Here is a 14,732-nt window from a genome sequence, read left to right on the forward strand (position 1 = left end):
GCTTTCTTTTTACAGGGCTGGAATGCCATCGTGGTAGAAGAGTCGGAATAAAATATCCTGATTATAATTGCCAAATCCCTCGCCGTACAGCGTCATGCCGCCTACATGCCGGGCATCCTCTTCCACAGAAAGCCTGAGCGTCCACAGATTGCGTTCTACAGGAATATCTGCGAGTGTAATGTTCGATAGAAGCTGTCCATCAATAAAGGTTCCTTCATGAGTAATACGCAGCACTTTAAGCATGCCGTATTGATTAACGATATCGCTCCACCAGTCAGGTGTAAAGATACCGCGTCCATTGCCAGAGTCACCTGGACTCGTCCATTCACCCAAACGAATGCCGTTCAGTGTGAACGTAATGTCGGAGGGCCAATTGGGATTGACAGAGGGGGCCTCAGAGCCGATCTCCAGTGATAATTCGATAGCGTCAATCAGCTGCCCGGTCAGCATATAGTTTGGAATTTTATACTCGACAAATCCGCGGCCAAACCACAGGATATGGGCATGCATGCGGTCCGGGTCCAGAAAATAACGGGGATCATCATACTGTCCGATCACATGGGTGGATGTAGCTAAACCGCATGTCGGATACACATCGAAATGGGTGTAATGTCCGACAGGAATGGATACCTCGTGAAACTTGCGGGATATGCCGCTTTCCTGGGGCATGGAGATGCCAATCCAGTCCACGGCCAGGCTGTTCATTTTATGTGTGCCGCCGTCCTTGCGGACCATTTTGGACTGGATGATGCCAACGTCCTGAAGCTTGCGAACATGCATGGTGACGATTGCACTGCTTAGCCCCAGCGATGCTGCAAGGTCCTTCACATTCATTGGTGTTTCGGCGACAAGACGGATAATCTGCAAGCGGACTTCACTTGCCAGTGCTTCATATAATGGGAGCCATTCGGCATCGGTATTTGCTCTGATCACAGGTGTTCCTCCAATTTCATTTATAGAATTAAGTTAAACATAAATTCATTGAAAAGAATAATGTTTTCTGAATTTCTGGTTGAAATATGTGGTGTTATCGATTTTAATATAAATATGAACGTTGATCCATAGAATATCAATTAATTTTTTTATTAATCTTAAAGGAGATGAGATCATTCATGGAAAAAGCGAAAATGACGGTAGATAAAGATTTTACGATTGGTGAAGTCGATAAGCGTTTGTATGGATCCTTTATTGAACATCTTGGACGTGCTGTATATGGCGGGATTTACGAGCCTGGGCATGGTTCAGCAGATGAACAGGGATTTCGCGCAGATGTACTGGAGATGGTGAAGGAGCTGCAGGTGCCGATTGTACGATATCCCGGGGGCAATTTTGTATCCGGTTACAATTGGGAAGACAGCGTTGGACCTGTGTCCGAGCGTAAACGCAGGCTGGAGCTTGCCTGGAGAACGATTGAAACGAATGAATTTGGTTTTAACGAATTCGTGGATTGGGCGAAAAAGGCTAACTCCGAGGTGATGATGGCGGTGAACCTGGGGACACGCGGGGTCGATGCTGCGCGTAATATCGTAGAATACAGCAACCATCCGGAAGGTTCGTATTACAGTGATCTTCGGATCAAGCACGGATACAAGCAGCCGCATGGTGTGAAAACCTGGTGTCTGGGGAATGAGATGGACGGTCCTTGGCAGATCGGGCATAAAACAGCCGAGGAATATGGTCGCACAGCTGCGGAAGCAGCCAAAGTCATGAAATGGACTGACCCAACGATTGAACTCGTTGCTTGCGGAAGCTCGCATCTGGGCATGCCTTCCTTCCCGGACTGGGAAGCAACGGTGCTGGATCATACGTATGATCATGTCGAATATCTCTCTTTGCACCAATATTACGGCAACCCGGATAACGATACCCCAACGTTCCTTGCGCGTTCATTGGAAATGGATCGTTTCATTGATACGGTAAAAGCGACTTGTGATTACATGAAAGCAAAGAAACGCAGCAAAAAGACAATGTATTTGTCCTTTGATGAGTGGAACGTATGGTATCACTCCCATGAGAACGACTCCAAAATGGACCCGTGGCAGATCGCTCCTCCGCAGCTGGAAGACATCTATAATCATGAAGATGCGCTTCTGGTAGGCTGTATGCTGATTAGCATGCTAAAACATGCGGATCGGGTCAAAATGGCTTGTCTGGCTCAGCTCGTCAATGTTATTGCTCCAATCATGACAGAAACAGGTGGAGGCTCATGGAGACAGACGATCTTCTATCCATTTATGCATGCCTCTGTGTATGGTCGTGGAACGGCGCTGGTGCCGCTGATTCAATCACCTAAATATGACACCAAACAAATTACGGACGTTCCTTATCTGGAAGGTATTGCAGTGCATAATGAGGAGCAGGGTGAGGTCACTGTGTTTGCGGTTAACCGTCATCTGGAACAATCTCTCCCGCTTGAGGTTGATCTGCGCAGCTTCGGTAAATGCAGCTTGATCGAGCATATCGTGCTGGAAGCAGATGATCTCAAAGCAAGCAACACAGCTGTCCAGCCTGATCGCGTCGTTCCGCATAACCGCGGTGGAGCCTCAGTATCCGATACACTGATCACAGCCAGTCTGGCGAAAGCATCCTGGAACGTGATTCGTTTGAAGGTACAGTAAGAGCGGATAAAGGAAATGCACGAGTCATGAGATGAGTTAAGGGAAGCGTTAATCGTAGTCTAGAGTAGAGTAGAGTAGAGGGTATCAGGTCAGCGAAAGGAAGCACAAGGGAACGAAAGAAAATTATAAGGAAGCATAAGGACGGTAAAACCAGCCAGAACTTCAACGATGGCAAGCGGAGGGACGGAGTAAAGTGAAGCCCGAAGCGGGCTGAAGCGGAGTGAAGGTCGAAGTGGTGTGAAAAAATCTGGATGCGAATATCGCATCCAGATTTTTTTAGCCCCGGGAGCCGAAGCCGCCCCGGGAGCCGAAGCCGCCCCGGGAGCCGAAGCCGCCCCGGGAGCCGAAGCCGCCCCGGGAGCCGAAGCCGCCCCGCGATCCGAAAGCAATCCCTGACGTAATGTCCGACAGGAACAGGATGTTTTTATAGGATGAGTTTGCAGTCTGAGTGAGCTCGGTGTGCGGGGGAGTTCTTCTGCCAAGGGCAGCACAATTCAGCACTCAGCAGCGCTAACGATCTCAGGAAAGCTTATTTAGCTGCTTATCATCGCTTTCAAAAGCTAACGATTCCCAGAAGCCTTATTTCACCGAAATGAGCCGATATTACGCAGAAAAAGGGCCAATTCGCACAAATAGCGTCGCCTGGATTCGTTAGAATTTCAAAGTCGCCGAAAAGCTGCGAATAGCGTCATCTCGAATCGTTAGAGCTGCGAGGCCAAATACGAATGTAGGAGTTGTTACACAAGTTAAGCCTAGAAGTCTTCGATGCCCATATACAAATGCAGGATATGTTACATGCTGCAAGGTTAGCAAGCAGGGAGTCAATTCAGCAGCATTTATTATCCACCGAGAATGAGTTTCTCTCAAAGGCTTATACCTATTTCCAAACAAAAATGATAGCGTATTCACAACTTTAATTTTTTTGGCGAAAAAAGTCGAATTATATCAACTAATACAATATGTTTTGTGATAGTATAGCAGTATATTCCAGACGAAATCGTGTGATACGGGGGTGTCCCTCGCGTAAGCCGTCCAGGGATATACACAGGTGAAAAAGGGAGAGCGATGCTATGGACCGAAGGCTGATTTTGAGATTGACAGCAATTTGCATGATTGTAAGTTTGGTGATGACGATGTGGGGGAAAGTGCCTGTTGTGCTTGCCGCTCCAGCTGCACCGATGGTTACCTCCAAGCTGGAAAGCATTGAGGTATCCAACTTTGTAAGTGGTGCAACATTAAACCTCTATCGTGCCTCAGGCGGGGCGCCAATATCTACTGTGCAAGATGTTACAGGCCCCACTTACCTGTTTGATCCCGTTGTTCCTGACAAGGACCAGTACTATGTAACGCAAACGGTGAATGGAGAAGTCGTCGGATATTCCCCCTTTGTCAATTCCGAGCTGCGCAAGCCTCAAGCATCAGGGGATGTAGAGGAAGTGAGGGTTAGCAATGTATACCCTGGAGCGGAAGTAAAGCTGTATGAATCCAACGGAACCTTGGTCAACATCACAGGGGAGCTTCAATCCGATGGCACTGTGCTGTTCAAAGAGGTGAAACCTGGTATAAATTACTACACTACACAGAGTATCAATGGAGTCATTCAAGGTTCCAATACGGTGACGGTCACTCCCCAAAGGCCTGTAGCCGAAGGAGAACCGGGACAGATCAAGGTTAGCGAATTTCATTCGGGGGCCATACTGAAGCTGTATCAGGCGGATGATGGTACCCTGGAAGCTACTTCACTTCCCGTAACAGACCCTACGTATACGTTTGAGTCTGTTGTACCCCGCAAGAGCCAATATTACGTAACGCAAACCTTTAACAACGTAGAAAGTACAAATTCCGATTTTACGAGTTCCATTTTGCCAAAACCACAGGCCAGTGTGGACGGTGATTCAGTCAAGGTCAGCAGCATTTATCCCGGAGCAGCCGTTTCTCTGCACAAAGGGGATGGAAGTCTCGTTTCCGATACACCCGATGTGCAGCCAGATGGGACAGTCATCTTTCCTAATCTCGCCAGTCGTACCTACTACTACGTGAAGCAAACGATTAATGAAGTCATCAGTGAATCAGACCCGGTTTATGTTGAACCGGACATTCCTGTTGCGCCTGTAGCTCAAGGCAAGCTGGAGAGCATCGATGTCAGCGGATTCACATCAGGTGCAACCCTGAAGCTTTACCAGAAGTCGGATAACTCGCTTATAGCCACAGCAGATGCTGTGACGCAGATCCCGTACCTGTTCCAAACGGTCGAGCCTAAAACTGGAGGGTATTATGTCACACAGACGGTTAACGGGGAGCAAAGCGAGAATTCTGAATTTGTAAATTCCGAGTTGCGACATCCTGAAGCTAGTGCTGATTCCATTTCAGTCACGATCAGCAATGTATATCCAGGAGCCACCGTTTCTTTGTACAAAAAGAATGGAGAGCTTGTTTCTTCCGATACGCCGAACTTGCAGCAGCCGGGCAAGGTTATTTTCACAGGTTTGGAGAAACGGACCCAATATTATGCTCAACAGCAGATTAACGGCGTAGTTAGTGTAACGACGAGCTTTGTCGAGCTATCTATTAATACGCCCGGCAGGCCGATAGCGGTCAAGGGAACAGAATATATTGATGTCAGCGGATTCACTTCCGGTGCTATACTGAAGCTCTATGAGGCGGAAAGCGATACTCTGAAAGCTACCTCTGAACCGGTTACAGAAAGCACGTATCGTTTTGAGAACGTAATACCGGACAGCAGAGAGTACTATGTCACTCAAACGGTAAATGGAGAAGAAAGCAACAATTCCGATTTCATCGGCGTGGACCTGCGGAAACCTGTAGGTAGTGTGGGTATCGGGTATCTGGATGTGGATGAAGTCTATCCCGGAGCAACAGTCAGCTTATATTTGACGGACGGTACACTTGTTTCCAATAGTCCCGAACTGCAATTTGATGGCAAAATGCGATTCGGCAATCTGCCAGCTGGCGGTGAGTATTATGTCGTACAGAGCGTAAATGGTGTAATCAGTGAGGCAACGCCTTGGCTGATGATCCCTACCGTTCCTCATGCGCCTAAGAATGTAAAAGCAACAACCGGCAACGCTCAAGCAACCATTACATTTGATACACCACGTCAGGATGGAGGCAGCCCGATCACGGAATATGAAGTAACAGCTTCACCAGGCAATATTCAGGTCAAGGGAGTCTCAAGTCCAATAACAATAACAGGTTTGACGAATGGCACAAGTTATACGTTCACGGTTAAGGCGATTAATGCGGTAGGCAGCAGTTTGGCATCTACGCCATCCAATTCAGTGACTCCGGCAGTACCTTCAAGTGGAGGTGGCTCAGACAGCAGCTCCGGCTCAGGCAATGCAACAGGAGGTACATCATCATCTACACAGACAACCGTCAGCCAAGGCATTAACGTTCTTGTGAATGGTGTATCCGAACAGATCGGCTTTTTAACTCAAACGACCAGAGATGGTCAGGTTGTAAGCAAGGTAGGCGTTGATCCCGAAAAATTAAAACAGAAGCTGGCTGCTGAAGGCCCAGGCGCGTTGGTCACGATTTTGGTCCCTTCTGGTGCAGACGTGCTGATCGGAGAACTGGACAGCTCCATGATTCGGGATATGCAGCAGTCGAAGGCCGTATTGAAGCTGCAGACCGATTTCGCAACGTACAGCCTTCCTGTACAACAGATTTCACTCGATTCCCTTGCCCAAGGCTTGGGGGGTGACAAAGCTCTGCAAGACATGAAAATCCAAGTGGAGATGGGCAAACCCTCTCAGGTAGAGAGTGATGCCGTGAATCGGTCCCTACAACAGAACCAGTTCACACTGCAAGGAATGCCTGTTGAGTTTAAGGTGGGGGGGACATACGGAGACCAGTCTGTAGATATCCATCAGTTTAATACTTATGTCGAACGAACGATCACTCTCGAAAAAGGGAAAACACAATCCGGCATCACTACAGGCGTTGTTGTGAACCTGGACGGAACGGTAAGGCATGTACCTACTCGTATTGTCCTGAGAGATGGAAGATATGAGGCAGTAATCAACAGTTTAAGCAACAGCACCTATGCGCTTATTCTCAATCCGGTTCAATTTGACGATGTAGCGGGGCACTGGGCACAGAACGCGGTCAATGATATGGCTTCCAGAAAGATCATTGAAGGGACGGGGAACGGCAACTTTAGTCCTGATCAGTATATGACTCGCGCTGAGTTTGCCGTGATCATCACCCGGGCATTGGGCATAGCACCAAGAGCTTTGAACAGCACATACTCTGATGTGCCACAGAATGTATGGTATTCCGCAGCTGTTGGCAGTGCGCGCGAGTATAATCTGATACAAGGTTATGCGGATGGAAGTTACCAACCTGATCGGAATATTACTCGTGAGGAAGCCATGCTTCTCTTAGCCAGAGCGATGGAACTTAGAACAGGACCGGCTTCAATCACTGAGCAACAAGCTCGGCAGATTATCGCAGACCGCGGTCTGGAAAAAGGGATTTCCTCCTGGGCCATCAAGGGCGCAGCCCAGATGATTGAAGCGGGAATCGTGACGGGTCGAAGCAAAGGTGAGCTGGCTCCTGATGCGTTCGTTACCCGTGCGGAGGTTACACAGATGGTAGCACGTTTACTTTCGAAGGCTGGTCTGATCTAGGGTTGAATAAAGCAAGACGTAAAGACCGCATAGCCCTGGTGACAGGCAATGCGGTCTTTGCTGATAACGTATATTTTATGCAGCTTCAATTTCAAACCTTCCCGCCAAACTCCAGGCTTTCGCCATCATGTGGAATAAACACTTGCCCATCCAACTGCTCAGATGCCAGATAAGCGGCAAGATCTGCACGTGTTGTCATACAGTGATTGATGGCGTCCATGTGAACGGCGATGAGGTGGGCTGAAGGTGCAGCGCGTTTTACAGCGGCGACATCGGGCCCGTCCATCGTGATGGGATCACCTTGCAGGAAGCGGGCGCCTCCGGCATTAACAACAATGACCTCTGGATTATAGGTTTTAATGGCTTCCGCAGGCTCCTCACACCAGATGGTATCCCCGGCAATATAGGTGACGGGTTCTCCAGCCGCTTCAAGCACAAAGCCGGATACATTCCCCATACGCTCGCCAATCTCACCTGTACCGTGCTGCCCTGAAGTACGAGTAAACTGTATCGATTGATGCTCATGCTGTATATCGACAGGGGTTACGTTAATAAATCCGGCTTCGATGAAAATATGCTCATCCCCAGGCTGGCATATCAGCGGGATATCTTTGCGCAGCTGCCTTGCAGCGGCTTCATCCCAGTGATCGGGGTGCGTGTGCGTTACGAGCAACAGGTCGGGATTCAGAATATTTGTCTCGACATCGGGCAAGCTGACCCGGGGATTGCGCAGATCATTCGGTGTATTTGAAAAAGCAGGCATGCTCTCGGCATCCATCAGCATCGGATCAACCAGAATGTTCAAACCTGCATAGTGCAGCCACAAGGTGGCATTTCTAATCAATTGAATTTTCATTTCATTTGCACTCCTTCATGTTCTCTCTTAGTATTATCCTATATGTTATACAAACCGATTCACGTCGTACATAACCTGCTGAATGCAGATCGGCCTGACGATTTTCAAGGTGAAAGGAGTGCTGAATATCCATGAACGAAACGATAGATGCGACGGATTTACGTATTCTGCAGATCCTCATTCAGGATGCCAAACGGTCAAACAAGGAGATTGGGGAAGAGGTGCATCTTACGGGGCAGGCGGTTGGAGCAAGAGTCCGCAAGCTGCAGGATATGGGGGTTATTGAAGGGTATACGGTAAAATGGAACCCGGAACGCGTCGGCCTGTGCCTGCAGGCGTTTGTCACGGTATTTCTGAACTCTGGCGACAAACATTCTGCCTTTCGTGCTTTTGTGGCAGCGCGTGAGGACATCGTTGAGGTCCACCGTGTAAGCGGGGAAGGTTGTTACCTGATGCAGGTGCAGACCGGATCGACCGAACAGCTGGGTGAACTGCTGGAGGCGCTGCTGCCCTTGGGCAATTATAGAGTGAATTTGTCCATTGGTGTAGAGAAGTCCAGGAAATAAGAGGGGGCGAAGGCTATTTGGAAGCTGTCACAGCCAGATCAGTCTCGATCCGGCTGCTGATGTTCCCTTAACGTCTGCTGAAGCAGAGCCAAAGAGTGATGAATTCTCTTTTTTCCAAGCAGATGATCGGAGTGGATATGAACGCGTGTGCCATCCTTCAGATATATGGCATACATGGGGGAGCGGGATAGCTGCCACTTGCTCTGAGCCGGGGTGGTCAGCTCAATCTTGCGAATCTGGTCCCACGGGAGATCACGGTGCCCGGCGTGGAGATGCTGCTGATCCCATGACACGAGCACGGTTGAACGCTGAAGGGAGCGATTCAGGAACATAAAGAAAAAGGGTCCCACCATCCACATACCGAGTATAGCGGCCATAGGATAATAGATTTTCTCTACACTTTCTGTCTGCCCGGCCACAATGATCCATAAGAGCAGCACACACAAGACAAGGAACAGGAAGCAGAGGCTTCCTTTCCAGATGGCTGTGATGCGACGATAACGAATTTCTCCGATTTCCCCGTGCTGATGTTCGGATGAGGCAGAGTGCATATGCATAGTTATTCCTCCTTGGTAATCCCTGGCTCCATATGTAAAATTGCCGCCTGCATCAGCAGAGCGGCATGTTTGACGTGTGCAGCCTATAGTGTAATTTACGAGTTCAGGCGGCAATTAGGTGCAGGAGTTGTGAACAACTTATTAAACCTGTCATTTCTCATGTTCATTTGCCAGAATAGTCATGATCACGGTGTTTACGAAGAGCCGCTACTTACCCCAGCTTGCTCGACTGCTGCCCGGCTTCGCGCGCGTGCTGGTATAAATCCGCATACACGCCTTGCAGCGCAACCAGCTCCTGATGTGACCCTTCCTCCACAATAGCACCGTGCTCCATCACCAGAATTCGATCGGCATGCATCACCGTGGACAGACGATGTGCAATAACAATCGTTGTTCTGCCTTGGGAGACGGACTCCAGAGCATGCTGCACAAGCTGTTCGGTGTGTGAGTCGAGATTTGCAGTAGCTTCATCCAGAATAAGCACCCGGGGCTGGAAGACGACGATTCGTGCAAAAGAAATCAGCTGCCGTTCCCCGGCAGACAGTCCGCTTCCACGCTCCGACAGGCGAGTATCGTATCCTTGCGGTAAACGACGGATCATCGCATCTGCGCCAACGAATCGGCAAGCCTCCATCGCTTGCTCCCGTGTAATATCCCCTCTGAACATGCGCACATTATCAATAATCGTTCCTGAGAACAGGAAAGGCTCCTGCTGAATCAGACCAACAATACGGTGAAGTGAAGCTTGTGGAAGTTGGCGAATGTCGGTGCCATCAATCTGAATGCTGCCCTGATTCACATCGTAGAAACGATTGAGCAGGGAAATCAGCGTGCTTTTGCCAGCGCCGGTTGTTCCCACAATACCGACCATTTCACCCGGATAGAGGTGCAGGTTCATGTTTTGAATAATTGGCCGGTCTGCACGGTAACCAAAGGACACGTCATTAAAATCAATCTGGCCCATAACCTGCTGCGGCTCCAGAGCAGATTTGCTGCCTGGCTTGGGGTCATGCACTTCAGGTCTAGTACTCAAAATGTTCCAGATCCGATCCATAGAAACGGTAGTGGACTGGAAGGTGTTCCATTGCATCGTAATCTGGTTGATGGGCTGGAAGAACTGCCGAATATAGCTAATGAATGCGTACAGCACCCCGACTTGCAGAGATTCACCAAGCACAGCCCTCCCGCCGAGCCAGACCATCATCACCAGAGCTGCGTTACCCAGAATGTCAAACGTGCGGTTAAATATCACATTAGAACGTGCCTGTGCAATGTTGGCTTGCAGGTGTAGGAAGTTCTGCTCCTTGAACCGTTTTTTCTGCTCTTCCTCCTGATGAAATGCCTGGATTAGGAACATACCGGACAGGTTTTCCGCAGTGAACGCAATAAGACGCGAAAGCCGGGTACGTGCATTCTGGTAGGCTCTCCGCAGCTTGTGGCGGAATAAGGCAGCTACAACGGCGATAACAGGCAGTACGATGAGTGAATAACTGGCTAGCACAGGATCAAGCTGAAACATAAAAAAGATAATAAGCACCAGCATCATGCCATCCCGGATCAGACTAAGCAGCACCTGTGTGAAAAAACTGCTGATCGTTTCCGTATCACTGGATACATTGGTCACCAGACTGCCGATATGAAAGCGGTCGAAGAAGGACATCGACATTTTGGAGATGTGCCTGAACAGGTCTTTACGAATGCGAGAGACGATGCTCTGACCGACATGCTGTAACAGATTGTTTTGTACATACGTGAAAATAAAACTGATCATAGCCAGCCCTAGGAAAATGGCAGCAAGCTGAACAAGAAAGCTGATGCTCGTTTGACCCACAGCCAGATGGTCATCGATGGCGATCTTCACCAGATAAGGCTGCAGCAAATCTGCCGATATGCCGAGCAGGGAGCAGCAGAAAATCCCGGCGAAAGCCCACCGATGCGGCTTGGCATATCCCATCATTGCTTTAAACGAAGCGCGTTTACTGTGCTGATCCCCAGTGACTGTGTCAGAGTCGGGTTCTGCTTGATTGTTAGTATCATTTGTGGCTTCTGAATGCTGCGTTCTGTTCTTATGCTTCTCCTTGCCATCCGCGTCAGACATGATGTAATCCCTCCTCCTGCAAGCGATAGGTCGCTGCGTACAGGCCTTTGGCAGCCATCAGCTCGGCATGGCTTCCCTGTTCAACAATCTGTCCTTCATCCAGCACGATAATGTGGTCTGCATGACGAACCGCGCTGATGCGATGGGAGATGATCAGGGTTGTTTTGCCTTTGCCCAGCTTGCGCAGACTGCGCAGAATGCCGGTCTCGGTAACCGCATCTACGGCGCTCATGCTGTCGTCCAGAATAAGCATCTGGGCTTGCTTGATCAGCCCGCGGGCGAGACTGGTGCGCTGTCGCTGTCCACCCGATAACGTAAGTCCGCGTTCGCCGAGCAGCGTATCGAAACGGTCAGGGAAACGTACAATATTTTCATAGATCATTGCTTGTTTGGCGCTGTCCTCGACATCACCAAGCGGTGCTTCCCGATTGCTGAAGGCAATGTTGTCACGGATGGTGGTACTGAACAGAAATCCATCCTGAGGAACATAAGCGATCCGTGATCTCAGACTGTCCAGTGACAGTTCACGAATGTCTGTGCCATTGATGAAAATGCTGCCTTCCGGCGGCTCGTATGTACGAAGCAGCAGCTTGACCAGTGTGCTTTTCCCTGACCCTGTTTTGCCGACAATGCCAACCGTACGACCTGCTCCAATTCGGAGCTGAATCTGCTTTAAGGCTGGAGCTGCGCTGCCCGGATAATGGAACGTCAGATTCCGGATCGTAATCTCCTGCACATTGTGCAGCGTCTCTGCTTCTGCAATTTCACGCACATCCGGAACCTCACTGAGCAAGTCATTAACTCTTTCGAGCGAGGCCCCTGAGCGCTGCATCGTATTAATCACGTTGCCAATCTGCTGGAGCGGGCCCATGATCATGCGCAAATATAAGGTCAGGGCGACAAAGCTGCCCAGCGTAATGGAATGCTGCATCGTCAGAATACCGCCAACCAGCAAGGACACGACGAGAGACAACGCACCCAGCAAAGGCAGTGCAGCTTGAAAAAGAGAAGACAGGCGAACCAGGCGCAACTGCTTGGTTTTAATATCATCAACCGTTGCGCCAAAACGTGAACATGCACTGTCCTCAATAGCAAACGTTTTGATCACACGAATACCGCCGAGCTGTTCTTCGGCAGACTCCGTCATCGTGGCGAGAGCTTCCTGCACATCCCGGGAGCGCTTTCGTATTCGCGGGCCGAAGAAAACAACCAGGAAAGGAATCGCGAGCAGGGGCACAATGCTGATCAGGATCAGTGTGAGCGGAATTCCGCTCAGCAGCATCATCACGATACAGGAAAGCAGCAGAAACGTTGCGTTGGTCGTCATGGTAACCCCGTTCGAGATAGCTTCACGGACGGAGGTGACATCATTCATGAAATAGCTGAGCAGCTTGCCGTTGCCCTGTTTGGAAAAATAATGCTCACTAAGCTCGGAAAATTTGCGGAAAATCCGCTCCCGTGTCATGAATTCGAAACGGCGGCCCAGCTTCATAATCATGAATTGGCCGGTGCCAAACAGCAAGTTGTAGGCAATGGCAACGGCGAGCAGGGATAAGCTGTAACGAATCACCGTCTGCATCTGAAGCGTGTTTTGCATTAATTGATCCGTGAAGCTGCCCAGAATACGGGGCAAGGAGGCCTGACCAACGTTGGATGCAATGATTAAAAGAATAGCCAGGAGATAGATGGGCCAATGGGATAACACATAACCGCGCAGCAAACCTTTTTTGGACATAGGTGTGGGTTCTCCTTTGGTTGGTTAGAGCTATGGAACGATTGGAGCGCTTGTTTCATACAAACGAAGTCAAGAAAAGGGCAGACACCTCGATGTTAGCGTGTCATGCCCTCTTACTGTATGCGAACTTGTTTGTAATTTATCCGTCATATGATGAATTCTCTATTTATATTTTCGCGCTAATGTGGGCTGTTGTCAATGAACCTGCTCATCCTTGAAAGTGGGAAGCTGTCAATAGATCCACAAGCAAATGTGAAAAGAAATACGTCAAGGGAACACTTCAAAGTGTGAATACCTATCAATAGGTGAAATGCACGTCGTATACAGTCTACATACGGTTTTACAGGTGATATGACAACATAACATACGTTGCCGATATGCAGCAATTCATATGCATGGTTACGAAATTGTATTCACCAATTGCCAAATGAACTGAAACATTTTCCGGGGGTGTCCCGTCTGTAGGGATGAAAAGGTGAAAAAAAGGTTTTACTAAATATGATGGAGGTGCCAGGAAATGAAACATAAAAAAGGTTTGGCTGCAACACTTGCACTTTGCGTTTCTTTGACAGCAGGAGGTGCTTCGGTATTTGCATTTTCCGACATCAAGGATGAGGGGCAAAAGGCGGTTGTAGATTCATTGAAATCGAAAGGGGTCGTAAACGGAGTAACGTCAGACCTGTTCCGTCCAGATGCAGCTTTGTCCGAGCCGCAAGGGATCCAGATGATTGTCAAAGCGTTTGGTTTGAAAAATGCATATGCGGAAGCTGCCGCTCAGTCTAAAATCAGTCCGAACACCTGGTATGCGGATGCTGTGCAAGCAGCCACTCAGAATGGTCTGTCCATTCCGGTAGAAGTGAATCCCCAGGGCAAGATGACGCGTGAGCAATTTGTTATTTTGCTGCATGAGGGAATTGGCACAACCGGGAATTATCCCGTAATCATGAAGTATAATGAAGTTAAGGATGAAAATAAATTAAGTAAGGACGCTATATCTGCGGTCCAGAACCTGCTGAATATGAACATCATTGAGCTGGACAAGGACGGGAATTTCCGCCCAGATCAGTCGCTTACCCGTATGGAGGCAGCAAGCATGATTTTCAATGCGCTTGAATTTGTGGATCAGCACAATGGCGGCGGTTCAACTGAACCGGCTCCAACGAATCCAGGAGAAGGACAGCAAGCCATCGTACCTGCGGTAACGATCAGCAAGGTGGATGACAAAACGAGCAAAGTTACTTTGACCGCCGAAATGCCGCATCCGGGGTACGGATTGAAGATTGATGAAGTCAAACTGGAGCAGAATAATCGGGCGATCGTCAAATATTCTATCCTGCAGCCTGATCCAGACAAGATGTATCCGATGGTGATTACCAAAGTGACGGCAGAAGCCGAAATTCCAACAGGCTACACTGCTGAAGCACAGCCTTCCGGCAAGTAAATCGGGGTACGCGGGTTGTTCGTATCACGGTTGCTTGCGCAGCAAGCAAATTAGGCAACTGGAAGAACGTTAGAGAAGCAGAAAAACCAGAACACCAGAACTCCAGAACACCAGAAAAACCATCTAGCGGACCGTATTCTCTGAGGAAATGTGTTAGACAAAAACCAATTTCGGGATCTGTTTAACACTGAACTAGGGCGCGTCTGAAA

At 49.1% G+C, this 14,732-nt stretch carries 10 protein-coding genes; 4 read left to right on the forward strand and 6 right to left on the reverse strand.

Translation table 11 applies throughout. The features are described 5' to 3' along the window. Positions 1 to 9: 9 nt before the first annotated feature. A complete protein-coding gene (locus HNR77_RS21060; protein ID WP_397367292.1) occupies positions 10 to 930 on the reverse strand; it encodes an ArsR/SmtB family transcription factor in 921 nt (306 codons plus the stop codon). 182 nt (positions 931 to 1,112) lie between these two features. Here HNR77_RS21060 and arfA point away from each other — a divergent pair, with 182 nt between their 5' ends. Next, positions 1,113 to 2,618, forward strand: coding sequence for an arabinosylfuranosidase ArfA (arfA, locus tag HNR77_RS21065; protein WP_184188735.1), 1,506 nt, complete (start codon positions 1,113 to 1,115; stop codon positions 2,616 to 2,618). Between the two features lie 89 nt (positions 2,619 to 2,707). On the opposite strand, the gene HNR77_RS21070 is transcribed toward arfA, so the two are convergent. Further along, entirely contained in the window at positions 2,708 to 3,007 is a 300-nt protein-coding gene (locus tag HNR77_RS21070; RefSeq protein WP_184188738.1) for a hypothetical protein, read from the reverse strand. A gap of 720 nt (positions 3,008 to 3,727) precedes the next feature. On the opposite strand from HNR77_RS21070, the gene HNR77_RS21075 reads away from it, so the two are divergent. After that, positions 3,728 to 7,270, forward strand: a complete 3,543-nt coding sequence (locus HNR77_RS21075) for an S-layer homology domain-containing protein (protein WP_184188741.1) — start codon at positions 3,728 to 3,730, stop codon at positions 7,268 to 7,270. 91 nt (positions 7,271 to 7,361) lie between these two features. On the opposite strand, the gene HNR77_RS21080 is transcribed toward HNR77_RS21075, so the two are convergent. Beyond that, positions 7,362 to 8,126, reverse strand: coding sequence for an MBL fold metallo-hydrolase (locus HNR77_RS21080; RefSeq protein WP_184188744.1), 765 nt, complete (start codon positions 8,124 to 8,126; stop codon positions 7,362 to 7,364). A 131-nt stretch (positions 8,127 to 8,257) separates the two neighbouring features. On the opposite strand from HNR77_RS21080, the gene HNR77_RS21085 reads away from it, so the two are divergent. Next, entirely contained in the window at positions 8,258 to 8,692 is a 435-nt protein-coding gene (locus HNR77_RS21085; protein ID WP_184188746.1) for an Lrp/AsnC family transcriptional regulator, read from the forward strand. 38 nt (positions 8,693 to 8,730) lie between these two features. Here HNR77_RS21085 and HNR77_RS21090 read toward each other — a convergent pair whose 3' ends face one another. The 3 genes from HNR77_RS21090 to HNR77_RS21100 all read right to left on the reverse strand — a co-directional run bounded on the left by HNR77_RS21090 (position 8,731) and on the right by HNR77_RS21100 (position 13,082). Then, positions 8,731 to 9,249, reverse strand: a complete 519-nt coding sequence (locus HNR77_RS21090; protein WP_184188749.1) for a hypothetical protein — start codon at positions 9,247 to 9,249, stop codon at positions 8,731 to 8,733. A gap of 211 nt (positions 9,250 to 9,460) precedes the next feature. Then, positions 9,461 to 11,347 carry an ABC transporter ATP-binding protein gene (locus HNR77_RS21095; protein ID WP_397367270.1) on the reverse strand — a complete coding sequence of 629 codons (1,887 nt, stop codon included), beginning with the start codon at positions 11,345 to 11,347 and terminating at the stop codon, positions 9,461 to 9,463. Then, on the reverse strand, positions 11,340 to 13,082 hold the full coding sequence (locus tag HNR77_RS21100) for an ABC transporter ATP-binding protein (protein WP_184188751.1): 1,743 nt from the start codon (positions 13,080 to 13,082) through the stop codon (positions 11,340 to 11,342). Before HNR77_RS21100 ends, HNR77_RS21095 begins: the two co-directional genes overlap by 8 nt. 517 nt (positions 13,083 to 13,599) lie before the next feature. On the opposite strand from HNR77_RS21100, the gene HNR77_RS21105 reads away from it, so the two are divergent. Beyond that, positions 13,600 to 14,523 (forward strand): S-layer homology domain-containing protein, encoded by a 924-nt coding sequence (locus HNR77_RS21105; protein WP_184188753.1) that lies wholly within the window; start codon positions 13,600 to 13,602, stop codon positions 14,521 to 14,523. Positions 14,524 to 14,732 lie beyond the last annotated feature (209 nt).

The sequence above is a fragment of the Paenibacillus sp. JGP012 genome, from assembly GCF_014203995.1.
Taxonomy (GTDB): domain Bacteria; phylum Bacillota; class Bacilli; order Paenibacillales; family Paenibacillaceae; genus Paenibacillus; species Paenibacillus silvae.

Coding starts and splice junctions, on each gene's coding strand:
- arfA (WP_184188735.1), top strand. CDS start 1,113: ATGGAAAAAGCGAAAATGACGGTAGATAAAGATTTTACGATTGGTGAA.
- HNR77_RS21075 (WP_184188741.1), top strand. CDS start 3,728: ATGATTGTAAGTTTGGTGATGACGATGTGGGGGAAAGTGCCTGTTGTG.
- HNR77_RS21080 (WP_184188744.1), bottom strand. CDS start 8,126: ATGAAAATTCAATTGATTAGAAATGCCACCTTGTGGCTGCACTATGCA.
- HNR77_RS21085 (WP_184188746.1), top strand. CDS start 8,258: ATGAACGAAACGATAGATGCGACGGATTTACGTATTCTGCAGATCCTC.
- HNR77_RS21090 (WP_184188749.1), bottom strand. CDS start 9,249: ATGCATATGCACTCTGCCTCATCCGAACATCAGCACGGGGAAATCGGA.
- HNR77_RS21095 (WP_397367270.1), bottom strand. CDS start 11,347: ATGTCTGACGCGGATGGCAAGGAGAAGCATAAGAACAGAACGCAGCAT.
- HNR77_RS21100 (WP_184188751.1), bottom strand. CDS start 13,082: ATGTCCAAAAAAGGTTTGCTGCGCGGTTATGTGTTATCCCATTGGCCC.
- HNR77_RS21105 (WP_184188753.1), top strand. CDS start 13,600: ATGAAACATAAAAAAGGTTTGGCTGCAACACTTGCACTTTGCGTTTCT.